The 24,156-nt window shown below is 36.5% G+C and carries 23 protein-coding genes; 14 read left to right on the forward strand and 9 right to left on the reverse strand.

Annotated elements, in window-relative coordinates:
• Positions 1 to 357 precede the first annotated feature (357 nt).
• Positions 358 to 1,203, forward strand: a complete 846-nt coding sequence (locus AC2S94_RS12855) for an OmpA/MotB family protein (protein ID WP_484628974.1) — start codon at positions 358 to 360, stop codon at positions 1,201 to 1,203.
• 70 nt (positions 1,204 to 1,273) lie between these two features.
• Here AC2S94_RS12855 and AC2S94_RS12860 read toward each other — a convergent pair whose 3' ends face one another.
• From AC2S94_RS12860 to AC2S94_RS12870, 3 genes are read right to left on the reverse strand one after another with little or no spacing between them, the layout of a single operon-like run.
• Positions 1,274 to 2,620, reverse strand: coding sequence for a GntP family permease (locus AC2S94_RS12860; protein ID WP_484628975.1), 1,347 nt, complete (start codon positions 2,618 to 2,620; stop codon positions 1,274 to 1,276).
• A gap of 3 nt (positions 2,621 to 2,623) precedes the next feature.
• A complete protein-coding gene (gene gndA / locus AC2S94_RS12865) occupies positions 2,624 to 4,519 on the reverse strand; it encodes an NADP-dependent phosphogluconate dehydrogenase (RefSeq protein ID WP_484628976.1) in 1,896 nt (631 codons plus the stop codon).
• Between the two features lie 7 nt (positions 4,520 to 4,526).
• Entirely contained in the window at positions 4,527 to 4,943 is a 417-nt protein-coding gene (locus AC2S94_RS12870) for a DoxX family protein (protein ID WP_484628977.1), read from the reverse strand.
• Positions 4,944 to 5,134: 191 nt separating this feature from the next.
• On the opposite strand from AC2S94_RS12870, the gene AC2S94_RS12875 reads away from it, so the two are divergent.
• The 7 genes from AC2S94_RS12875 (at position 5,135) to AC2S94_RS12905 (ending at position 13,596) form a co-directional block, all read left to right on the forward strand.
• Positions 5,135 to 5,641 carry a DUF4402 domain-containing protein gene (locus AC2S94_RS12875; protein WP_484628978.1) on the forward strand — a complete coding sequence of 169 codons (507 nt, stop codon included), beginning with the start codon at positions 5,135 to 5,137 and terminating at the stop codon, positions 5,639 to 5,641.
• Between the two features lie 271 nt (positions 5,642 to 5,912).
• Positions 5,913 to 6,407, forward strand: coding sequence for a DUF4402 domain-containing protein (locus AC2S94_RS12880; protein ID WP_484628979.1), 495 nt, complete (start codon positions 5,913 to 5,915; stop codon positions 6,405 to 6,407).
• A gap of 78 nt (positions 6,408 to 6,485) precedes the next feature.
• On the forward strand, positions 6,486 to 6,980 hold the full coding sequence (locus tag AC2S94_RS12885) for a DUF4402 domain-containing protein (protein WP_484628980.1): 495 nt from the start codon (positions 6,486 to 6,488) through the stop codon (positions 6,978 to 6,980).
• An 18-nt stretch (positions 6,981 to 6,998) separates the two neighbouring features.
• Positions 6,999 to 7,814 carry a fimbrial biogenesis chaperone gene (locus AC2S94_RS12890; RefSeq protein WP_484628981.1) on the forward strand — a complete coding sequence of 272 codons (816 nt, stop codon included), beginning with the start codon at positions 6,999 to 7,001 and terminating at the stop codon, positions 7,812 to 7,814.
• Between the two features lie 2 nt (positions 7,815 to 7,816).
• Positions 7,817 to 10,483 carry a T9SS type A sorting domain-containing protein gene (locus AC2S94_RS12895; protein WP_484628982.1) on the forward strand — a complete coding sequence of 889 codons (2,667 nt, stop codon included), beginning with the start codon at positions 7,817 to 7,819 and terminating at the stop codon, positions 10,481 to 10,483.
• A 10-nt stretch (positions 10,484 to 10,493) separates the two neighbouring features.
• On the forward strand, positions 10,494 to 11,009 hold the full coding sequence (locus AC2S94_RS12900; protein ID WP_484628983.1) for a DUF4402 domain-containing protein: 516 nt from the start codon (positions 10,494 to 10,496) through the stop codon (positions 11,007 to 11,009).
• Positions 11,010 to 11,025: 16 nt separating this feature from the next.
• The gene (locus tag AC2S94_RS12905) at positions 11,026 to 13,596 is read left to right on the forward strand and encodes a hypothetical protein (protein WP_484628984.1); all 2,571 of its coding nucleotides are present in this window, start codon (positions 11,026 to 11,028) and stop codon (positions 13,594 to 13,596) included.
• Here AC2S94_RS12905 and AC2S94_RS12910 read toward each other — a convergent pair.
• Positions 13,590 to 14,090, reverse strand: coding sequence for a GreA/GreB family elongation factor (locus AC2S94_RS12910; protein ID WP_484628985.1), 501 nt, complete (start codon positions 14,088 to 14,090; stop codon positions 13,590 to 13,592). The genes AC2S94_RS12905 and AC2S94_RS12910 overlap by 7 nt on opposite strands.
• 134 nt (positions 14,091 to 14,224) lie before the next feature.
• Between AC2S94_RS12910 and AC2S94_RS12915 the strand changes: the two genes are divergently transcribed.
• Together AC2S94_RS12915 and AC2S94_RS12920 are read left to right on the forward strand one after the other, a co-directional pair.
• Entirely contained in the window at positions 14,225 to 16,036 is a 1,812-nt protein-coding gene (locus AC2S94_RS12915; protein ID WP_484628986.1) for a sodium:proton antiporter, read from the forward strand.
• A gap of 25 nt (positions 16,037 to 16,061) precedes the next feature.
• Complete coding sequence (locus tag AC2S94_RS12920; protein ID WP_484628987.1) at positions 16,062 to 17,300, forward strand: glycosyltransferase; 1,239 nt, start codon at positions 16,062 to 16,064, stop codon at positions 17,298 to 17,300.
• 79 nt (positions 17,301 to 17,379) lie between these two features.
• Here AC2S94_RS12920 and AC2S94_RS12925 read toward each other — a convergent pair whose 3' ends face one another.
• Positions 17,380 to 18,711 (reverse strand): aspartate kinase, encoded by a 1,332-nt coding sequence (locus tag AC2S94_RS12925; RefSeq protein WP_484628988.1) that lies wholly within the window; start codon positions 18,709 to 18,711, stop codon positions 17,380 to 17,382.
• A 100-nt stretch (positions 18,712 to 18,811) separates the two neighbouring features.
• On the opposite strand from AC2S94_RS12925, the gene AC2S94_RS12930 reads away from it, so the two are divergent.
• Positions 18,812 to 19,456 (forward strand): hypothetical protein, encoded by a 645-nt coding sequence (locus AC2S94_RS12930; RefSeq protein ID WP_484628989.1) that lies wholly within the window; start codon positions 18,812 to 18,814, stop codon positions 19,454 to 19,456.
• 1 nt (position 19,457) lies between these two features.
• Here the strand turns inward: AC2S94_RS12930 and AC2S94_RS12935 are convergent, their stop codons facing one another.
• On the reverse strand, positions 19,458 to 19,610 hold the full coding sequence (locus tag AC2S94_RS12935; RefSeq protein WP_484628990.1) for a hypothetical protein: 153 nt from the start codon (positions 19,608 to 19,610) through the stop codon (positions 19,458 to 19,460).
• A gap of 132 nt (positions 19,611 to 19,742) precedes the next feature.
• On the opposite strand from AC2S94_RS12935, the gene AC2S94_RS12940 reads away from it, so the two are divergent.
• A complete protein-coding gene (locus tag AC2S94_RS12940; protein WP_484628991.1) occupies positions 19,743 to 19,877 on the forward strand; it encodes a hypothetical protein in 135 nt (44 codons plus the stop codon).
• On the opposite strand, the gene AC2S94_RS12945 is transcribed toward AC2S94_RS12940, so the two are convergent.
• The 3 genes from AC2S94_RS12945 to AC2S94_RS12955 are packed head-to-tail and all read right to left on the reverse strand — an operon-like array spanning position 19,874 to position 22,927.
• Positions 19,874 to 20,947: a transporter substrate-binding domain-containing protein gene (locus tag AC2S94_RS12945; protein ID WP_484628992.1), complete on the reverse strand. Its 1,074-nt coding sequence runs from the start codon at positions 20,945 to 20,947 to the stop codon at positions 19,874 to 19,876. The two genes, AC2S94_RS12940 and AC2S94_RS12945, sit on opposite strands and share 4 nt — an antisense overlap.
• A 48-nt stretch (positions 20,948 to 20,995) precedes the next feature.
• Positions 20,996 to 21,454 (reverse strand): 3D domain-containing protein, encoded by a 459-nt coding sequence (locus tag AC2S94_RS12950; protein WP_484628993.1) that lies wholly within the window; start codon positions 21,452 to 21,454, stop codon positions 20,996 to 20,998.
• A 6-nt stretch (positions 21,455 to 21,460) separates the two neighbouring features.
• Positions 21,461 to 22,927, reverse strand: a complete 1,467-nt coding sequence (locus AC2S94_RS12955) for a Gfo/Idh/MocA family protein (protein ID WP_484628994.1) — start codon at positions 22,925 to 22,927, stop codon at positions 21,461 to 21,463.
• A 198-nt stretch (positions 22,928 to 23,125) separates the two neighbouring features.
• Here AC2S94_RS12955 and AC2S94_RS12960 point away from each other — a divergent pair, with 198 nt between their 5' ends.
• Both AC2S94_RS12960 and AC2S94_RS12965 read left to right on the forward strand, forming a co-directional pair.
• On the forward strand, positions 23,126 to 23,557 hold the full coding sequence (locus AC2S94_RS12960; protein ID WP_108171597.1) for an FKBP-type peptidyl-prolyl cis-trans isomerase: 432 nt from the start codon (positions 23,126 to 23,128) through the stop codon (positions 23,555 to 23,557).
• Positions 23,558 to 23,709: 152 nt separating this feature from the next.
• Positions 23,710 to 24,120 (forward strand): OsmC family protein, encoded by a 411-nt coding sequence (locus tag AC2S94_RS12965; protein WP_484628995.1) that lies wholly within the window; start codon positions 23,710 to 23,712, stop codon positions 24,118 to 24,120.
• The last annotated feature ends 36 nt before the right edge of the window (positions 24,121 to 24,156 follow it).

Here is a 24,156-nt window from a genome sequence, read left to right on the forward strand (position 1 = left end):
TTTCTAATAAACTTGTGTTAAAATCAATTACAATCCGCTGTTTCTTCAAGTTTAAATTGGATTTAAAAAAGGTAAAAGTGTAGAGAAATTATACACAATTCAGATTCTTTTCTACATTTTTAATGGCAATTTCTTTAAAAGGCTATCTTGATAAATTCTTCGCTAAATTATATTTAAAAACATTTATAAGTAAACTTAACACATTTATTTTAAAGGGTTTAGGTGTTATTTATTTATAAATTTGTTTGCTTTTGGCATATTCATCCCAATATTCAGCAAGGCGTTGGCATTATTATAGTTTTTAGTAAAGCGATTGATAAAACTAAATAATCAACAATTAAAATTAAAAATCTATTTATGAAAAGAGCAATAACCGTAACCGTATTAGCAGCCACTATGCTATCATCATGTGTTTCGAAAAAGAAATATGTAGCGCTTGAAGGTGAACTTAATGATACAAGAAGTATTTTACAGAAAACTCGCGTAGAAAAAGAGGAGATCGAGGAGAAATACGCTCGTATCGAAGAAAGAGTTGCCGATTATAATGCTAAAATCAATTCCTTAAGAACAGAAAATGAGGGAATGATGGAGATGAACGACCTAACGGTAATGTCTAAGAACACTAAGGATAAAATGAAAAGATCCATTGCTAAAATGGATCCTGAAAAAGTAAAAGGAGCTAAAACTCTTGAAGATTCAATTAATCTTGCTGTATCTTATAATCTGAAGCAAAATATTTCTGAAGGTGCAGATGAAGATGATATTGATATTAGTGTTGACGAAACTGTTGTAATGATCAATGTTTCAGATAAGCTTTTATTCGGAAGCGGTAGCTACAGAGTGACCAATGAAGCTCAACCATTATTGAAAAAACTTGCTGAAGTTATTAATAGCGAGCCAGCAATGGAGGTAATGATCGAAGGTCATACAGACGACAGAACAATGGTAAAAGAATCTTATTTGAAAGATAACTGGGACCTAAGTGTTAGAAGAGCAACTTCAATTGTAAGAATACTACAGGATAAATATGATGTAGATCCTTCAAAACTAATTGCTGCTGGTAGAAGTAGTTACCAACCATTAGTTGAAAATACGAACAAGGATAATATGGCTAAAAACCGTCGAACAAGAATTGTTATTATTCCTAATCTGGACAAATTTTTTGCAATGCTAGAAGGTGAGGCTTCAGTAGCTAAGAATTAAGTTAGATACTTGAAATTTAATTAAAAAGGGAAGCATTTTGCTTCCCTTTTTTTTTGATGATTTTTATCCTTTAAATGAAAAAATATAAGGTTGAGCTTACTATCAAACCAAGAATAGCAACTATTCCTGTCATAACTGTCCAGGATTTAAAAGTTTGCTTTTCAGATAAACCCAGATATTTCCCTACCAGCCAAAATCCGCTATCATTTACGTGAGAAAAACCGGATGCCCCTGCAGCAATTGCAATTACAATCAAAGCTGTTTGTGAGGGACTTAGCGCCGCAGAAGCTAATACCGGTGCCGTAATTCCTGCAGCGGTGATCATTGCTACCGTAGCGGAGCCTTGTAATAGTCGTACCAATAATGCTATAATAAATCCGAAGAGCAATGGATTAAAAAATGTACCCTGTAGAGATGCCGCAATCATCTCCCCGGCTCCAGTTTCAATAAGGATCTGCTTAAATGCTCCACCAGCACCTGTTAGAAGAATAATAATTCCTGCTGCTTCAAAAGATTTCAACGCGGTCTTATTTAAAAACTCCTTACCGGCTCCTCTTTTAATCCCAATAAAATACCAGGCTAACAAATTTGCAATTATAAGTGCTGTGAAAGGATGTCCCAGTAAGTTAATTAAGTATAACAACGGTCCCGAAATAAAATTTTCAGGAAATAATGGACTAGTGAGGACTGTATTTAATACAATAAGAAATATTGGTGTCCCGATAATGGAAAGAATTAGTCCGGCTGACGGTAGATCATGATTAGAGTCATCTTTCGCTTCTGCAAAATGAGGTGGTGAAACTTTGATTTTCCTGGCAATGAATTTGGCAAAAACAGGTCCGCTAACTATTGCTACCGGTATTCCTGTGATTATCCCAAAAAGGATCACCCAACCTAGATCTGCTCCCAATATATCTGCAACGGCAATTGGTCCCGGTGTTGGTGGAATAAAAGCGTGGGTTATCGTTAAACCTGCCAGCAGAGGTAAGGCATACAACAACAATGATTTTCCTGTTTTCCGACTAAGAGCGTAACTAATTGGCACCAGAATAATAAAGGCGACATCAAAGAATACCGGGATCGCCACCAGAAAGCCAGTCACCATCATGGCCCAGGGAGAACGTTTTTCACCTGTCTTTGAAAGGAGATAATTAGCCAGGCTTTTAGCACCCCCAGATTGCTCAAGTATACCACCAAACAAAGCTCCCAGTCCAACTACTGTAGCTACAAATCCCAAAGTACTACCCATGCCTTCCTGCATAGTAATCATTATTTCCTTGGCAGGTAAGCCGGCAAATATGCCAACAAGAATGCAAACTATTAGTAAAGCTAAAAATGCCTGAATTTTAAGCCGCAGAATTAAAAGTAATAAAATGGCTATTCCTCCAAGGACACTGAACAAAATCTGAAGATCCATATACTATTCTGATTTCCAGTTAGAATGAAAATATTCTCCCCGTTCCTTATCTACTCTTTCATAAGTATGAGCGCCAAAATAATCCCTCTGCGCCTGAATAAGGTTTGCCGACGTTTTTTCATTCGTAAAGCTTAGAATATAATTCAGTGCAGAGGAACTTACCTGCATTGGGCAGCCCATTGCTAAAATTGAGGGAATAACATTAATAAAGGATTCTCGTGTATTATCAAGTTGCTCTGCAATTTCAGGATATAAAAGTAAATGTTGGGTATCACCTGAACTGTAAATTTCTGCAAGGCTTTCCATAAAATCAGATCTTATTATACAGCCGTTGATCCAGATTCTTGCAATTTCTGAAAGATCGAGATCCCAGTCGTATTCAATTGAAGAAATTCTCAGCATTTCAAAACCTATACTGTGATTTATAATAGACGCAGATTTGAAAGCCGAATAAAGATCCTCATTGCTTATATCTGAATTTGTAACTATATTTTTACTGTAAAGTTCCTTTACTTTAGCTTTTTGAAATTTAAATGCAGATATATTCCTGGCAAATACAGAAGCTGTAATTGTATCCAGTGCCACTCCCAATTCGAGTGCAGCATTGGTTGACCATCCACCGGTTCCTTTCTGCCCAGCCACATCTAAAACTTTATCCAAAAGATAATTCCCGTCTTCTTTTCTCCTAAGAATATCCACAGTGATTTGAAGAAGAAAACTTCTCTCCTTTATATTCCATTCAGAGAATGTTTTTGAAATTTCTTCTGGAGATCTCTCCTGGTAATATCTCATAAAAAAATAGAATTCGGCAATTAACTGCATTTCCCCGTATTCTATTCCATTATGCACCATTTTCACAAAATGACCGGAAGAACCTGGCCCTATATAAGTGCTGCAAGGCTCATTGATTTTGTCCCTAGCAGCTATTTTGTTCAGGATATCTTTGACCATATTATAGGCTGTTCTTGAACCGCCAGGCATTATGGACGGCCCGTTTAATGCGCCTTCCTCCCCTCCGGAGATTCCGATTCCCATAAAATGAATACCGAGATTATTCAACCTTCCAGATCTTCTTTCTGTATCTTTATAATTAGAATTTCCTCCATCCATTATGATATCGCCTTTCTGTAAGAGGGGCGACAGAATTTCCACAATTTCATCTATTGGATCTCCGGCCTTTATCATCAAAAGGATTTTTCTCGGAGATTTTAGACTTGAAACAAAGCCTTCAAGGTCATCAAAGGCATCAAAATAATAAGTGTCGCTATGACGGATGGCGAAATTTCGGGCAATATTATTTTCTAACTCTCCCTCTTGCCGATTATAAACGGAGACAGAAAAATTATTTCTTGCCATATTAAGAGCAAGACTTTGCCCCATTACCCCAAGACCAATAATTCCGATTTCAGATCTATTCAATTTTTGTACAATTTCCTTTAATGATTCCACTGGTGAATTTTCTACCTTAATATGAATTCCATAATTCGGCGGTTCAAGCGTATCATATTGTGATTTTAGAAGATTAGGGTCAAAAAAGTGCAATTTCCTTTTCTTGATCCTATCGGCAATAACATTGAAATCTTCGTATAAAAATATCCATTCAATTTGACCAGAATTACTATTAGAAAGCTGATTGCGGTATTTTTCTTTCAAGGCAGAACATGCAAGAACGCCCCCCTCAGAACTGATCCAATCTTGAATATGATTACTTATTTCGCTAAGCCAGCCTTCCCTATCCTCGTCGTTTAACGAAATTCCATTTTGCATCTTCTCCTTATTTGAAGAAGAATGAAAATCGTCAGCATCATAAAATGGTTTTGAAAGTTCTTTAGCCAGCATTTGACCAAGTGTGGTTTTCCCCACACCAGAAACTCCCATCAAGATATATACTTTGCTCAAATGTTTTCTATTTTTTGTTTTGGATAAAGAAGTCCAGGGAATATTTTCCGCCTCCACAAATTACCAGCAGTAAAAATCCAAACATATAAAGAATAGGTAATTCCTGTTTACCAAAACCGTCTGGCACATGAACAATAAAGGCCGCTACTGCCATAGTGATAACTATTGGTATTGCTGAAAACCGAGTTAAAAATCCAAAAATGATAAAAATAGCACATACAAATTCTGCAAAAACAGTTAGAGTAAAAGAGACCTTTTCTCCAAGACCTATGGGATCTGCAAATTGAATTTTTTCGGCTCCGAAAAAATCTAACAATTTAGGGAAACCATGGGTTAGCATTAAACCAGCAATGGCTATTCGAAAAATCAGCAATCCAAGGTCAACATTATTTAAACTTAAATTGGTTTGGTAAGTCTTAGTCATATATATGTTTTCCTCTAAAATAGAAAAATAAAAATTGAAGAACGGCTAAGAAATAATAATACAGCTATTAATTCTTTGAAAAATCAAATGGCTCAGAAATATAACAGTTAATAATTAGATAAATTTGCGTATTTCATCGATTTTTTAATGCTTTTTATCGATTGTAGTCTATTCGTTTTTTATATTTACATATGCAGAAAGAACGCATCGGTTATATTATTCTTTTTTCCCTCCTTATTATTTTTATAAAAGGTTACGGACAGAATAGCGCAACTGCAACCTTTACAGCTACCGTTAATATTGTAGAACCAATCTCTATCCAAACAACCGCAAACATGAATTTTGCTAGTATAGATGCGAGAAAGGGTGGTACGGTAATTTTAAATCCAGATCATTCAAGAATCACTACTGGTGATGTACAATTGGAAAATTCAGCAAATGTTTCAGCCGCCACATTTGAAGTAAAAGGCCAGAATGGATACTCTTATAACGTAATTATTTCACAAGGCTCCTATAAAATGATAAATGGTCCTGATGAAATTGTTATAAAGGACTTCAGCACTAGTTCCAATTCAAACACTTTAAATTCTGATTCTCAAACATTCAGTATAGGAGCAACTCTTGAAATCGAACCACAGCAGGTACCAGGAACTTACGTTACGCAAACTCCCATAGAAGTAATAGTAAGCTATAATTAAGGAGCATAATCATTTGTAAGTAATTTCTTGTTATTCAAATTTCACCTTCCTTCAAATTATATCCTAAAATTTTTTTCTTAATCCACTCTACACCACTAAATACCTAATATATTCAATCTTTATCGTGAATAATTAGTGAAAGATTTACAGCTCACCGAAGTATTTTTTCCTTTCAACGATTATAATTTACCACTTAACGAAAAATTTTGGTCAATCCTTACATATACCCTCATCTTTACTGACCAAATCAAACTACAAAACCTACTCAAACATGAAAAAAATTACTTTACTAGCCTGCCTACTTATTTCAGGAATGGCTTTTGCTCAAAGTTCAGCTTCAGGAACTGCTGCTGTAAATGCAGTTGTTGTTGCTCCAATTTCCATCACTGCTGATTCACCACTAGATTTCGGAACTTTTACTACGGATGATGCCGCAGGTTCGATTATTGTTGGTGTAGACGGAACAAGAACATTCTCTGATGAAACAGATATGTTAATTACGGGAGAAACCGCTTCTTCAGCTGCTAAATTTACCGTTACTATGGATGCAGGTGAAACTTACAAAGTGCTTACCTCAGTATCACAACAACCAAAATTAAGTGATGATAGTGCTACAATGACTTTAAGCGATCTGGTTTCTAGTTTAACTAGTGATTCAGCGAACACTGCCGATACATTTACAGTTGGTGGTACACTTACAGTTCCAGCCGATCAGGCTGCAGGTACCTATACTGGTCAGGTACAGGTAACTGTTACTTACGAATAACAAAATCTTTTTGAGAGACCGGTTGCTATCAAGAACCGGTCTCTAATATATTTTTAAGTGAAGGTGTAATCATTATTCATGAAGAATTATCCCATTCTTATCTTGCTAATTCTAATTTCATTTATTGGATTTTCACAGAATTCAGCATCGGCCACTATTATAAGTACAGCTAAAGTTGTGGAGCCCATAGAGATCACTAAAAATATAGATCTTCATTTTGGAAATGTTATTGGCGGAAATCCGGGAAGACTTATTCTCACACCTGACGGATCTCGTATTTCTTATGGAATTGAGCTTTCAGCTGCAAATCCGGGAGAAGTTAGCCCTGCTGAAGCAACGGTGACTCATGGTAGTTATAACTATTCTATCACGCTTCCTGAAAACTTTAGATTATACAATCAGGAAAATCCAAACCAGTTCCTACTAATTGACAACTTTACAGTTGAACCTCATTTTACAGGAGAATTTACCGATATTTTGAAGATTGGCGCAACATTAAATATTGAAGCTAATCAACCCGGAGGAATGTACACTAACTCTTCTGGATTCAATGTCACTGTGACCTACAACTAATTCACAAAAATATTATTCATGAAAAGCAGACTATTCGCCCTATTGAGTTTCGCTTTCTTATTTCTCCAATCACCATTAATGGCCCAGGGAGATCTAATGATCTTACCAAAAAGGATCATTTTTGATGATCAGGATCGATCCAAAGAAATCAATCTTATAAATACCGGAAAGGACACCGCAACCTTTGCTATATCCTTTGTTCAATATCATATGCAGGAAAATGGCGAGTTCGTACAGGTGGAAGAGCCGGTTGAAGGTCAGCGATTTGCAGATCCATTTCTTCGATTTTTCCCGAGAAGAGTGACACTTCCGCCAAATGAGGCACAGACAGTAAGACTCCAGGTGACCAAAACTAGTGAAATGAGTGATGGTGAATATAGATCACATGCATATTTCAGAGCAATTGAAAAGCAAACGGCGCTTCAAAGCGAAGATTCTATCGATAAAGAAGAAAATATCTCGATCAATATTAAAACGGTTTTTGGAATTAGCATTCCAGTAATAATAAGAAAAGGAGAAACTTCAGCAAATATCAAAATTGACAATATTATACTTGATAAAAAACCCGGGGAAGTCTCTTTAAGATTGAACAGGACTGGAAATGCTTCAACATATGGCAATCTCAAGGCAATGTATTTAGCAGACGGTGCTAAGGATCCTATAAAAGTTGGATTGGTGAAAGGCATCGCGGTCTACACTCCAAACGATTATAGAAATTTCAAATTTCAGCTTCAGAATTCAGAAAATATTGATCTAAATAATGGACAATTGATCATTAGCTACGAAAATTCCAAAGGAGGCATCTTTGATGAACAAAAGATAAACCTGGAATAAATATGTCTGAAATAAATAAAACATACCTGGTTTTATTTTTCCTGCTTTTTTCTTTCAGTTTTACCACTTCACAGAACCTTGTATTAACTGGGAATACGATTAACATTCCTGATGATGGTACTTCCTACATTTATGATAATGTAATATTTCAAAGCAAAAACAGTGTTCTGAATATTAATGGGACTCTTATCGTCAAGGGTGACATGGATCTCACTAAAAAGGATAGTCAGCTTAATATTGGAACAAACGGTGTTTTGATCGTGTATGGTAATATTGATATTTCCACCACAATAACCTTGAATTTACAGAATTATGTAATTCTACAGGGAAATTTAACTGGTTCTAACGGTGCGGGAAACAGTCCTATATTGAATATAGATGACAGTCATCTATATATTCTTGGAACTGTTAGCAGTTTAGATCAGCTGAATTCTTGTGGAGAAAATTATCCTGGAACTACAATTAACATTAGTGATTCCTGCAATTACGGAGACGAATCTGCGCTAATCAGCAACTTTGAATATTTTCCAGAAGTAATCAAAGATAAATTGAGCTGCTATAATCTAGGGACTCCCGTTACTCAAGATATCTGTCCTGGAAATTCTGTCAGCTTTAACGTCATTAATGATCCTGAATTAAATTACAGCTGGCAGGTGAAGGCTCCGGGGGATACAAGATTCTATGATATTGCTGGTGCAACATCTTCAAATTTCTCCATCGCTAATGTTACCGAGGCTATGGACCAGAACCAATATCGAGTCATTGCGAGAACAAATTTAACCGGTGCAGCAGCTGCCGGAACTTGTAAAATCACTATTTCTAAAGCAGCTACTTTAAATGTTTTGACCACTTTACAATGGTTAGGAACAGAAGATGCGAACTGGAATAATATCAATAACTGGAGATGTCTTAAGGTTCCCGTAATTGACGATAATGTGATCATTAAAACATCAGCTGCTAATTACCCAGTTGTTAATTCAGGAAACTCAGCTCAGGTGAATAACCTCGAAATTGAATCTGGCGCAAACCTGGAAATTTTAGATAACAATATTGAGATCGGCGGAAGCCTAACAATAAATGGAACCCTGGATGCAGAAAATGGAAAAATTATTTTATCAGGGAGTAATACGCAGATTTTTGGAACCGGATTATTAAATAACATAGTTCAGGATCTTGAAATTAATAATCCTAACGGGGTAACTTTAGATCAGATGCTGAATCTCACTGGAACTTTATTATTGAAATCCGGGAATCTAAATTCTAGTGGAAATTTGAATCTCATATCAAATGCAACCAGAACCGCGTTAATTGATGGTTCCGGCATTGGTTCTGTATTAGGTGAAGTTAGTATGCAAAGAATTATAGCTCCCGCTTACGGCTATAAATATATAAGCACTCCATTTAGTAATACCACGGTTGGGGATTTTTCTTCTTACGTGGATTTGGCATCAGATTTTCCTCGATTTTATGCCTATAATGAAAACCGCAAGGACAGTAATAATAATGATGCAACTGGCTGGACGCAATATACTGAAGTTACTAATACATTGAATCCAATGGAGGGTTATGCCATTAATTTGGGTGAAAACACGGGTGACCTTAATATTCAGCTGAAAGGTTTTATAAATGATGGTAATTTCCAGAAAACACTGGAAAATAACGACGGAAAATACACCAAGGGGTTTCATCTGGTAGGAAACCCGTACCCCTCTCCTATCGACTGGAATTCATCCACTGGCTGGACGAGAACAAATATTGGTACTGCTGCATATTTCTATTCTAATAGTACCGATGACGCATATGCTGGTAGCTATACTTCTTATGTAAGTGATATTTCCAGTTCTGGAACTGCCACCGGAATAATTCCTTCCATGCAGGGCTTTTTTGTGCATGTTGATGATGGAACTACAGGAACTTTTGGAATGACAAATGAAGTAAGGATCAATGATTTTGATCAGGCATTCTACAAAGCTCCAAAAAACGAAAAATCGCTGATCAGGATTTCGGCTGAGTTTGAAGATAAAAATCTAAAAGATGCTGTGGTCATCTATTTTGATCTCTCTGCTAAGACTTCTTTTGAAAGTGATAAAGACGCTTTAAAGCTATTCAATACAAATGCTGAAATTCCGAATTTCTATATGCTTTCAGGAAAAAAGGAGCTTTCTATAAATGCCGTATCAGGAAAAATTATATCCGATAACCAAAGAATTCCGCTAGGTTTGAAAATAAACAGATCAGGTGAAATGACTATAAAGCTACAAGATTTTCAGAATATCGATAATAGCAACAGAATCTTTCTTGTAGATCATGAGAAGGGAATCCAACATGACTTAACCGATAGCGATTATCATTTTTTTGCAGTTGAAGGTACTTGGAATTCGCGATTTTCCCTTTCGTTTGATCCCAACGATACAGTAGAAAATTTAAATGATCAGGAGCTGGTTTTTCAATCAATTTCAAAGGATCGTTCAATTAGCGTGAGAATGAATCAGGAAACACCGCTTAAGGGTAACCTTCAATTACGCAGTATTGATGGTAAGCTTTTATTTAACCAGAAAGTCATTGGAAATGACCAGATCACAATTGATAATATTAAAACAAGTGGAGTTTACTTACTTAGCTTCACCGATGGATCCAGAAATTATGTCAAAAAAGTGATCGTAAAATAAGAAATTTAGCATGATGAAGCTACCTAAGAGCATTTTCTGGATATTATTGTTTTCAATAAGCATGATCGGTTATGCTCAGGAAAATCCGCCAATACCAACAACTGTTGAAGTAAGACCGGTGAATGTAATGAATTTTGGAGCATTTCTTATCGATCCTGCTGGAGGTAAAATAAGCATGGATTATAACGGCTTGAGAACTGTGTTATACGGAGCAACTCTATTTAATTCTGGCGAACCACCGGCAGCCGCACTTTTTGATGTCTATGCCAATCCGGGAACTATTTTGAATATCATGCACGATACTTCGTATGAACTTAAAGGTGACAATGGAGGAACCATTATTCTGGAACTCGATAGTTATAGCGTAAACGGTAAAGAAGTGTTCAATAAATCCTTTATTACCGAAACGATTTCTACGGTACCGAATAGTGTTTTTGTTGGTGGAACTCTAACAACCAAGAATTCAGATGGAACACCTCCGGGAAATTATAGCGGAACTATTTTAATAACCTTCGTTCAGGAGTAACAGAGAGATCAGGCTTATGTTTACGAAGAGTTGCGGCTTTAATATCCCAATTTCATATCTTATAATTTTCGCTTTAACCTTCTTAATTAGCAACGGTTTAAAGGCTCAGGAGTATCAGGAATATGATGAATTGAACGTAGAAATGAACGTTCTGGAAATAGGGCTTTTGGAAGTGCCTGTTGCGATAAAAGGAGAAACTGCCTATATATCTGTAACTGATCTTTTCGATACTTTTCATTTAAAAAATGAATATGATAATAATACTGGAAATGTTCAGGGTTATCTGATCGATCAGGAATCAAATTATCTTATTGATATTCAGAATAAGAGAATACAATTTAAAGATACGAATCGTTCTCTTTCTGAAAATGATTTTATAAAAACTCCGACTAGCCTTTACTTAAGATCAAATCTTTTTTCTGACATTTTTGGTTTGAATACTGAATTCAGTTTTCGTGAACTTGCCATCTCTTTTAACACAGAAATAGAATTACCTGTGATCAAGGAACAACGCAGGGAAAGGGTTCGAGAAAACATTAACAAAGTTAGAGGCAAATTTGAAGCAGACACGTTAATAGCTAAAAGACATCCATTTCTAAAGGGTGGTATTCTGGACTGGGGAATTAATACTACGCAGCAAATCAGAGCTACAAATGATAATCGTTTTAACCTTGGTTTCGGCGGATTTCTTGCCGGTGGTGAAACAACTATTCAGCTTAATTATTCCAATAGGGTTCCATTCACATCCAGGAATCAATTTTATCAGTGGAGGCATGTAAACAACGACAATAAAGTATTCCGACAGGTAACTCTTGGGAAAATTTTTACGGGTGCTACTTCCTCCCTTTTCGCACCAGTTGTTGGTGTTCAGCTAACCAATTCTCCGTTGCAGAACAGGCGAGCTTTCGGTACCTATGTATTAAACGATTATACTGAACCAAGGTGGACGGTTGAACTCTACGTGAATAATGTACTAGTGGACTATGCTAAGGCAGATGCTACCGGTTTCTATACTTTTGATGTTCCACTGATGTATGGAAATACTAATGTGAATCTTAGGTTTTACGGCCCTTATGGAGAAGAACAATCTGAAGACAGAGTTATAAATATTCCTTACACGTTCGTTCCAAAAAACAAACTTGAATATAGATTAAGCACTGGTATCGTTGAAAATGAAAAAAATAGAAAATTTTCGCGTCTCGATCTCGATTACGGAATTTCAAATGGCTTTACGATTGGAGGTGGTGTAGAATATCTTTCGGAAACAGAAAGCGGTGATGTGATGCCGTTTGTAAGCACCTCCATAAGTCTTGCTTCAAATCTGCTATTTTCCGGGGAATACAGTTTTGGTGTAAAGGGAGAAGGAGTCTTATCTTATCGAACCCCGAAAAGTATGCAGTTTGATCTAACTTATGCCAAATACCATGAAGACCAGACTGCAATAAACTATAATTATCTCGAAGAAAGAAAGTTTAGCTTTACCTCTCCTATAAGAACAAGGCTTTTCACGGCCTATTCCAGGTTTAGTTTTAGTCAGATAATTTTGCCTTCGACAGAATTCATGACGGCACAATTTTTACTCTCGGGTAATCTGTTTGGCATAAGTACTAATTTCTCAACCTTTGCTTTATATAACGACAGGCTAGATCAACCCACGATCTATTCCACACTAGGTCAAACTTATAGATTACCTGAAGAATTTCTTTTTTCACCGAGGTTACAATACGATATTAGTCAGAATACCATTCGTAATATAAATCTTGAACTGGAGCGCGTGATGTTTAATAATGGGTACGCCAATTTGTCTTTTGAAAAGAACTTTTTGAGAAATGCATATACCGTTGAAATTGGCTTCAGGTATACATTTGATTTCGCCCAAGCAGCTCTTACTTCAAGGATTGGTAACAGGAATTCATCTTTCATACAATCTGCTCGTGGAAGCGTGAGGCTTGATGATAATTCTGGAGATGTCATGTTCAATTTCAGACCTGGTCTAACTCGGGGTGGCCTCACACTAATTCCATTTCTGGACTTGAATAATAATGGTGAGAAAGATGATATGGAACCTAATGTCTCAGGTCTGAAATTAGAATCTAACAATGGATTAGTGAGCTACAACGAAGATAAAACGATTCTGAGAATAAACGATCTACAGCCGTATGTAAATATGAATTTAAAAATTGATGAAACCAGTCTGGACAATATAGCCTGGAAAATTCAGAATCCAAATATCGTGGTAGAAACGGTTGCCAATTATTACAAATCGATTTATATACCTGTAAAAGTTCTTGGAGAAGCATCCGGATACGTCTATCTTCTAGAAAATGGTAACTCCAATGGAATTGGAAGAATTTTAGTAAATATCATAGATGCAAATGGAAATCTGGTAAAAAGTCTTCTTACTGAAGGAGATGGTTATTTTTATCATTTAGGACTTCCTGCCGGAAATTATACTGCTTCTATTGATGAAGTTCAATTAAATGATCTTGGATTTACAAGTAGCGGAAACATCGAATTTGAAATTGAAGTTAGTGAATATGGAGATATCGTAGATAATCTTGAATTTGTTCTGGAAAAAGATCAATAAGAGATTTTTAGGATCTTCAATTTTCTAACCTCATTGCCTAATATAAAATCAGTCTCCTCTCCCACTTTTTTACCTGTAACTGCTTTTGCAATAGGCGCTACAAACGCGATCTTGTTCTTTTTGATATCTGCCTCATCTACTCCAACGATCTGAAATTCCTGTTTTTGATTTGAGGTTAGATTCTGTAATTCAACCCTGGCTCCGAACCTCACTTCATCTTCAGGTTGATCTTTTGGATCAAGTAATCTTGCAGTCTGTAACCTTTCTGCAAGCAAATTTATTTTTCCATCTATCAGGCTCTGAGCACGACGTTTTTCAGTATCATTTTCAGCATTAACATGAGCTCTTTCATGTTCCAGGTCCTTTAGTTCCTCCTTGAGTTCATTTAATCCGTTTGGAGTGACATAATTCGTCACACCATCAGGAATAGCAGCTCTTGGCGGCACCATTACCGGTTCTTCCTGATCTTCTTCCTTTACAAATCCTCGACTCATTTTCTCTATTTCTAAGTAATTTAAGACATAATAATTAAATCTTTACTTCCCATCAAAAACCGAATCATAAATATTTCAGAAAGTATGAGTGCAAATCGAGTTTAAAGGTATTTTTATGTGATGAAAATTAATCAATGACTCTCGAGATCATCTTATTATTTGCCATTATCCTGGTGGTAATATTCCTTTTTGCACTGGAAGTTTTTCCGGTTGATAAGATTGCATTTTTTATCATGGTAAGTCTTTTATTGACCAATCTAATTAGTCCGGAAGAAGCAATTTCAGGATTCTCCAGTCCGGCAACCATAACAGTTCTCGCCTTAATGATCATTGCCATCGGCCTGGAAGACAATGGAGTAATTGACTGGTTGGCTAACGGGTTAAAAAGATTACGTGGCCTTCCTCTGTTTTTCATGGTTCCGGTTTTTATGTTTATTGCCGGAGGAATTTCTGCATTTATAAACACAACTGCAGTAGTCCTGGTTTTTGTCAAAATTATCAATGAACTCACCGAAAAGTATGATATACCGAATTCAAAGTTATTGCTCCCTATTTCATTTGCGGGAATCATTGGTGGCAGTTGTACGCTTATGGGAACGTCTACCAACCTCATTGTTAATGCGGTAGCCGTTAAACGTGGCGTGGAACGTTTTAGCTTTTTTGAGTTTACCTGGCTTGGAGCCATTTTTCTGGTGATAACCATTGTGATCGTAAGCCTGATGGCACATTTTTTACCTAAAAAACAAAAGAGCAGTATCTCTAATGTTTATGATCTGGACGAATTTATTACCCGTGGGATCGTTAACAAAGATTCCGAATTAATAGGAAAAAATATTCAGGAAGTTTTTGGAAATGAAAATGAAGGAATTGAAGTGATACGCCTAAAAAGAGCGGCGGTTGTAAACGAACATCCTGGAAAATATACCACGTTAAAGGCAGACGACCAGCTTCTATTGCGATGTAGCATCGAACAGTTGATCAAATTAAAGGAATCGGGTGATCTTACAATTATTAAGAAAACGGATCAGGATAAGCCTGAAGAACTCGATCAACCAATTGAGAATATTGAAGAAAATATTCAGGTAGTTGAATTATTAATGCTGCCAAATTCACCTTTGATCGGAAAAAGTATTAAAACTGTTGGCTGGTATGATCTTCATGGAGCTGTTCCGTTGGCGATTAGAAAACGTCGAAGTCTAAGAAATCCTGGTAGAAGAATATTTGATAAAAAGTCTGACGATATAGAACTGAGAGTTGGCGATAGGCTTTTGGTTGAAGTTACCGAAAATGACCTCGAGCATCTGAGCAAAATGGACAATATCAGTATTCTTCAAGAACATAGAGATATAAATGTACCAACTATCTGGAAAAGAAATATGACCTTCGGAATTCTTTTGCTGGTCATTGGTTTATCTGCTTTTTCTATTTTCCCTATTTTGAAAAGTGCTTTGATTGGCTGTTTTTTGATGATCTTTTTAAAATGCATAGATCTTGGAAAAGTCTATTCTCAGGTGAACTGGCAGATCATATTCTTGCTTGCCGGAATGATTCCTCTTGGTGTGGCTATGAGCAATACCGGGGCCGATCAATGGATATCAGATAATTTACTGAAACTTTTTGATGATAAAGGCAATTTCATGATCATCGGACTTCTATTTCTGGTTACTATGTTTCTTAGCGGTTTTATTTCTAACAACGCCACCGCCATAATCATTGCGCCAATTGCGATTACGATTGCGACATCGCTTCAGCTTGATCCAAAACCATTTATCCTGGCCGTTTTATTCGCTGCAAACTTCAGTTTATTTACGCCGGTAGGCTATCAGACCAACACCATTATTTACGGTATGGGTATTTACAAATTCAAGCATTTTCTAATTATTGGTGGTGTAGCTTCCATAGCACTCTGGATCACTGCCACAATACTTCTTTCAGGCCTGCTATAAAATGTTATTTTTGAAAAAAGTTTGAATGCCAGATTTACTAGTTATTGGTTATGTGTGGCCTGAACCGAAATCTTCGGCTGCGGGATCTCGAATGATGCAACTGCTTGAATTTTTTATCTCTGAAAATTATCGGGTTACCTTTGCGACGACCGCGCGTGAAACTGAGAACAAAACTGATCTTGCTAAACATGGGATTTCCATTGAAAAGATCAAATTGAATGATCCGGGATTTGATGAGCTTTTAAAAACCTTAAAGCCAGATGTTGTTCTTTTCGATCGTTTTATGATGGAAGAACAGTTTGGCTGGAGAATAGACCAAAATTGTCCTGAAGCTTTAAAAATTCTGGATACGGAAGATCTCCATTTTTTAAGGAATGCTCGTCAGGAAGCTTTCAAAAACAATATTGCTGCGGAAGATTTATTCACTGATTCTGATCTTGCAAAAAGAGAAATTGCAGCGATCTATAGGTGTGATTTGAGCTTGATCATTTCAGAAATTGAAATGAAATTGCTGATTGATAATTTTCAGGTACCTGAGAATATTCTATTATATCTTCCTTTTTTACTGGAAATATCTTCCGCAGAACAATTATCATTACTGCCAGATTTTAAATCAAGAAAAGATTTTATTCATATCGGCAATTTTCTACATAAGCCGAATTGGAACACTGTACTTTATCTAAAAGAAAAAATATGGCCAATTCTTAGGAAAAAAATTCCTGATGCCAGCATGCAAATATATGGTGCTTATCCTTCTCAGAAAGTACTCAACTTACACAATCCCGGTGAGAGATTCATCGTGAATGGATGGGCAGAAGATTCTAAGCAAGTAATGCAAAGTGCCAGAATCTGCCTCGCTCCTATTAGATTCGGAGCAGGATTAAAAGGAAAGCTGGTAGAAGCAATGCAATATGGAACACCCTCAGTTACTACTCCGGTTGGAGCTGAAGCAATAAACGGAAATATGGAATGGAATGGATTTATAACCAATTCAGACCAAGAGTTTATTGATAAAGTTACCTTATTATATAATGATGAAGAAATATGGAATATTAAACAGTCTTTCGGATTTCAGATTTTAACAAAACGCTTCAACAAAGAGGAACACGTGGAAACTTTGAAAGTTAAAATTGAAGAATTAAAAAATGATCTCGAAAAACATAGGTCTGCTAATTTTACCGGTAAAATGCTAAAACATCATTTTCACAAAAGCACCTATTTTATGTCGCGTTTTATCGAAGAAAAGAATAAGAACCAGAATTAAAAAACCGCCTTCAGCAAAGCTTTCCGGCGGTTTTCACTACACAAAAAAACAGTTTAATCGAATTCTAACCAAAACTGAATCAGACCGTTTTCAATCGATCTACGAACAGTTTAGAATTAAGTTTTTGTAGAGTTTCTACTTTATTTCGGGTATCTACCAGCAGAGAAATATTATTATTACTTCCTCCATAAGAGATCATTCTCACGGGAACATCCTGAAGTATTTCAAACAGTCTTGAAGTGTTTCGATCTTCAATAAGACCTTCCCCAACAACACAGATTATACTGTGTTCCGAATCAACGCTTATTTCACCATATTCATCTAACTCCGCAAGAATTTTATCGAGATTTCTGGTATCATCAATGGTTAGAGAAATCGCGATTTCTGAAGTGGTGATCATATCAATAGAGGTCTCATATTTGTCAAAAACCTCAAAGATTTTTTTCAGAAAACCATGCGCCATAAGCATTCGGTTAGATTTGATCTTGATCGCGGTTATCTCGTCTTTGGCCGAAATCGCTTTTAGACCTTTTCTTTCAGCTAATGCACTTATGCACGTACCCGATGCTTCAGGAGTAAATGTGTTTTTTAAAAATACAGGAATGTTCTTACCAATTACCGGCGAAATGGTTTGGGGATGAAGAATCTTGGCCCCGAAATAAGCAAGCTCTGCGGCTTCTTCAAAACTCAATTGTGAAACCGGGTGCGTATTTTCAACAAACCTTGGATCATTATTATGCAAACCACTGATATCTGTCCAAATCTGGATTTCAGTAGCCCTTATGGCTGCTCCCAGAATAGTAGCAGTATAATCGCTCCCACCCCTTTTCAAAGTACCTATTTTATTATTTGCATCAATCCGTACAAATCCCTGCGTAATTATTATCTCGTTCTCCTGATTTCTTTTCAATTCATCATTTAGAAGTTCTCCTATCAGACCAGTATCAGGATTTTCCAGGTTTTTCACATTCATGAAATTCCTGGCATCCAGCAAAGTATTTCCTAACGATTCAAAGCTCAAAAACGAGCTGAAAATAAATGTAAGAAGTCGTTCTCCGATAGTAACGATCAATGAATCAATTTCAGTATTCCAATTACTGGAACAGATCGAACTAAGTTCTTCAAGTTGTGAACTAATGTTTTCCTTTACTGTATAATTGAAATTTTCTTCAGAAATCAGTTCATCTATCAGATCAAAATGTTTCATTCTCAATTCTTCCAGCTTATCTTCGATTAAATTAATTTCTGAATTTTTGGAAAAAGTAGATAACTCTACCAAATGATTGGTAACTCCAGACATTGCTGAAAGCACCAGTAATTTATTACCTGGAATATTTGAAATGATATTTTTTACATTTCTAATACTTGCTGCAGAACCAACCGATGTACCACCAAATTTTAAAATTTTCATACCTGATAATTTCAGGCTGCATAGGTATTATTAATCTATAGTGAACCAAAAATTTTATTTCATTTTATATACATTTGCACAAAATGTTTAATAATTAACAATGAAGACGATTACCACTTGTGTTCATGATATCATAAGACACCAGCCTTTCCTTGATGATGCCATCGCCAGAGATATAGTAAATTTCAGCGGACTTGCAGCTGATATACAGCCACAGGTAGAAAAGGAAATGAGAAAACCTGTGAAACAAGGGAGTATCATTATGGCTTTAAGACGATATGCCCCAAGTAGAACTAAGGTAAATATGCAAAGTCTGCGTGAATTAGGAGACATTATTGTGCGCTCCGGAATTACTGAATATACTTTTCTCAATTCTAAGACCATTATATCGAATAAGATAAAGCTCATGGATGCCGTGAAGGATCAAACCGGAGTCTATCTTAATTACTCCAGTAATTATCAGGAAAGTAATATCCTGGTTTCCTCTTCATTAACAGACCTGGTTGAAAAATGTTTTAGAAGTGAAGTTCGGGTATCCATTAAAGAAGAACTTTCATCCATTACTATAGAATTACCCAAAAACTCTTCTCAAAGTGTTGGGCTCTATTTTTATATTTTCAAATTACTGGCTTATGAAGGAATACCGATTTTTGAAATGATTTCTACTTCAAATTACTTCGCCTTATTTCTGGAGAAAGAGTATGTGAACAAAGCTTTTCTTTTAATGAACGAGATCAAACAATGATCTACCAGAATTCATAATAAACCCCGGTCATAGCGATTATAGCCATAATAATTACAATGGCGATAGCCACGTAAATGGTCTTATTGATGCCTTGTCGGGAAGTGCGGTAATATTCCATTTCAGATTTTTCAGTGGAACTATTCTGCGATAACATTAGACGGTTGGTTTATAACGGCACACAATATACTAAAAATCAATTACTTAATTCAGAATCAATTAATATTTTCATAAAGTCTATTCATCCTGTAGCCGGCTGAATTAAATTTAAATAAAAATTTTTAAGGCTATGAAGAGTATCATTCGTGCCCTGTTAGCAGGTTGGGGTGCCAAAAAACTTGGCGGAGGTTGTGGTTGTTTTGGAGTGATCGTGGTTTTTATAATTCTATGGATTCTTCTAGGATATCTTGGCTTAGGAAGTTAGTTATAGTCCTTCACTAAAGTTGCCCATTCCATAGTTTTTAAAGTTCTTATAAGGACTGGATTCACTTTTTCTAAAAGATCAGAGTTTTTAGGAAAAGCATAACTGTAATAATCCTTTTTTAAACTTTGTCCCAGAATTTCAAGATCTTCGGAAAGATCTCTTCTTTGTATTTCAAATTTTAAAATGGGCTCATCATAGACAAATAAAGCGGATTCACCGTCGAGAATTACCTGAAGTCCGGCAGCGCCATCATTTACCAAAGTGTTTTCAATATTATAAAGATCCAGTAATTCCTGCGAGCTAGAACTTTCAACGGTGGTAACGTCAAATCTCTCCAAATCCTGGATATTGGTAATTTCTTCATTGATACTTTTAACCGTTAATGAGGATGCTATTCCGGCTGTAAAACTGGATATGATGATCACAGCCATGAACATCCAGATCAATCCAATAATTCTTCCTCCAATGGTCTTTGGGGATTTATCGCCATAACCTACAGTGGTCATAGTGACTGCACTCCACCAGAATCCCTGCATTACGCCTTTAAAATTACCTCCAAATTCTTCATGGTTCTTCTTGCGTTCAAATATCCAGACCAGAATTCCAAAAATAAAGATCACCAGTAATAATAGCGCTATGACCGAAAAGAAATTCCAGCTGAAAATATTCTTGATGTGTTTTAGGAATGTCGACTCTTTTTTCTTTGCGACGCTGGTATGAGAGATGAAATAAGGTTGAGAGAAATTCATCCTTTTCATCCGGTTATCGGTCACCGTGATTGGATTGATACTAAGATCTACTTCGCCACTCTCAACACCTTCCAGTAAACTTCCCAAATTATCATATTCCTTAAATTCATAGGCGACCTGCAGATGTTCATTTACCATTTTCCAGGATGCAATACTTAATCCAGCATAGCCCTGAGGTCTTTTTTCAACAAAGGGAGGAGTTTCTGTGATACCGATTACCAGTTTTTTATTGATATTTAAAGAATCTGGCTCCTGGCTGAAACTGGCTATCGAAAAGGAAAGAAAAAATAAAAATAGAAGGCTGTTTCGAAAAAGTGACATCAGAAATCTTTTAAAATTCGAATATAATATAAAGATCTCAGTCTGCCATTAATCTGAAAGGCTGTCCCTTTCAAAAATATAGGAGATATTGATCTTTTGTCTCCCGAAATTCCTGGCTCGTTCAACATCTTTTCCCATATAAATATCAATGCGATTCCTCCAGCGATAATGCATTTTATCTTTGATCAAAAAAACGCTGTCAAAACCTTCAATTTTGATCTTTGAATTGTGATCTAATCCTAACTTCAACAGGTCGCGAGAGACAGCGATGGCATTCATTCCTGGTTTTAATGTGTCTCCCCAGGCAGTGATACTAGGATGTCCTTCGGTTTGATATTCTACGGAATTATAAGCCGTGGCGGTGACACAAATGGTATCCCAGTCCAGATCTTCATCTGATGCATTAAATTTTTTGCAGGAAGTAAGCACTACCAGAAAAATAAATAAGATCGAAGCACTATATAAGTACTTCGATCTATGGAATAATTTAATTTTTTTGAAATTCATTTATTACTATAAGGTAAACCCTTCAGGATACTCTCTCTTCACAAACTGGTTCGCCTCATCAAAATTGGTCACTTTCATATTTTCTGCATCCCAGATCATTTTGATATCTCTACCCGGGTAAATTATCCTTTCCTCATTACTATTTTCCGATTTTTGAGTTTTTTGAATATCATAACCCCTTATAGCTAGATTGGCAATCAATAAGGATTCTGTCAATGGTCCCGCGATATCAAAAGGAGAACTTACTTCTTTTTTACCATAACCAGCAATTGCAGCTTCTACCCATTGAGCATAGTGGCCATCCATTCCTCCTTCTACTCTGTCATATTTCTTCGGAACATTGACTTCATCAGTTCTGGAAGTTGGCAGTAATTGCGGATTCAATCCATAAGTACCACATATCATTTTACCTTTATCTCCAATGATTAAGGCTCCATTTCCTCCATCACCAAAAACTTCTTCCGGACCTAATTCTTCAGGACGCATAGGTTTTATTCCACCATCCATCCAATGTAACGTGATATCATCTGAATTCGTATTCTTCCCTTCGAAACTCATAATTACGTGGCTTGAAGGAGGGCAACTCTCAGGGAAATAACCGCGTTGAAATTCATCCACATAAACGCTTCCAACACTGCATTCCACATCCTTTGGATATTTTAGGCCAAGCACACTGAATGGCGGTTCAATTAAATGACAGCCCATATCACCTAAAGCTCCAGTACCATAATCCCACCAGCCTCTCCAGTTGAATGGAACTAAACCGTCCACATATTCTTTATAAGGGGCTGTACCTAACCATAATTTCCAGTCTAATTCCGGCGGAATAGGAGAAGATTTTTGTGGCCATGAAATTCCCTGTGGCCAAACTGGCCTGTTAGTCCAAACATAGACTTCGTTTACATCACCAATTAGTCCTGCGTCATACCACTCCCGCATTTTTCGCACCCCATCACCGGAAGCTCCCTGGTTTCCCATTTGAGTCACCACTTTGTATTTACGGGCTGCTTCGGTCAAAGCTCTAGCCTCATAGATATCATGCGTTAAAGGCTTTTGCACATAAACATGCTTACCTCGTTCCATAGCGGCCATTGCCTGTACGGCATGATTGTGATCTGGTGTAGAAACACAAACCGCATCAAAATTTTTAGATTCTTTATCGAATAGTTCTCTGTAATCCTTATAATATTTAGCTTTTGGAAATCTTTCTCTTGATTTACTTGCTCTTCTGTCATCTACATCACATAGAAATGCAATTTCTGCCTTACCGCTTTTATAAAAGCTATGAAGATCTGATTCACCTTTTCCTCCTACTCCAATTCCGGCGATGAGAAGTTTATCACTCGGCGCCGTAAATCCAGGTCCACCCAGGACGTGGCGTGGGATGATCATAATTCCACCGGCAGCCACCGCAGTTTTCTTCATAAAGTCTCTCCTGGACTCGATACTTGTTTTTTTCTTTTTTTTACTCATTATTTAAGTAGTTAGTTTGACAGAGTTGAATATTAATATTTAAGATACTGCATCCAATTTAATGAAAATATGACAAAATGCGTCATCATCGGTTATTCTGTCGGGTTATTTGGCATTCGGCAGGGTACTTGCACAAATTGGTAATAAATGGCTGAAAATTAGTTTGTAGCCAAATTTAAAATTGAAAAAATACTTTTTATGAGTCAAGTAAAGCAAAATGACGCCGTTAAGGTACATTACACAGGGAAGCTAGAAGATGGTCAGGTTTTCGATAGTTCAGTAGAGCGTGGAGAACCTATTGAGTTCACTTTAGGACAAGGCCAATTGATCCCAGGTTTTGAAGAAGGTCTTATCGGTATGGAAGTAAACGAAAAAAAGACTATCAATATACCAAAAGAAGAAGCTTACGGTGAGCCTAAAGCTGAGTTGATCCAGGAAGTTGAAAAAAGTCAACTACCGGAGGAACTTAAGCCAGAGGTTGGAATGCCACTTGTTTCTAAAGGGCCTGATGGTCGTGAGATCAACCTTGTAGTAACTGAAGTTAAAGATGAAAGCATCGTAGTTGATGCAAATCATCCACTTGCAGGAAAGGACCTTGTTTTTGACCTTGAAGTTGTTGAGATCAAGTAATTTCTGACTATTATATAATTTATTAAAGCCTGGAAAATTAATTTCCCAGGCTTTTTTGTGTTATAAGACTTTGTGATTGGTTAAGGTTATTATAATTCTTTTCCTGTTTAGCTTATGCTGCTTAATTTAGAGGGAATCAAAAAAAATAAATTATGAAAAGAAAAGGATCAGCCGTATGGAAAGGCTCATTGAAAGAAGGAAACGGAACGGTTAGTCTGGAAAGCGGAGTTTTAAAAGACGCACAATATTCTTATAAAACACGTTTTGAGAATGGAAAAGGCACTAATCCGGAAGAATTGGTTGGAGCAGCTCACGCAGGATGCTTCAGCATGCAACTTTCAGCCTTTTTAACGGAAAATGGATTTGAACCGGATAAAATTGAAACAACTTCAGAAATAACTTTTGAAGATGGTGAGATCACTAAGTCACACTTAATTCTAGATGCTGAAGTTCCAGGAATAGACAAAGAAAAATTTGAGAAAATCGCGAATAAGGCTAAAGAAAGCTGTCCGCTATCTAAATTGCTAAAAGCTGAAATCACTCTGGAATACGATCTAAAATAATACTAAATTTCAATATATTTTAAAAGCCTCTAAACT

The sequence above is a fragment of the Christiangramia pacifica genome (genome assembly GCF_057221535.1).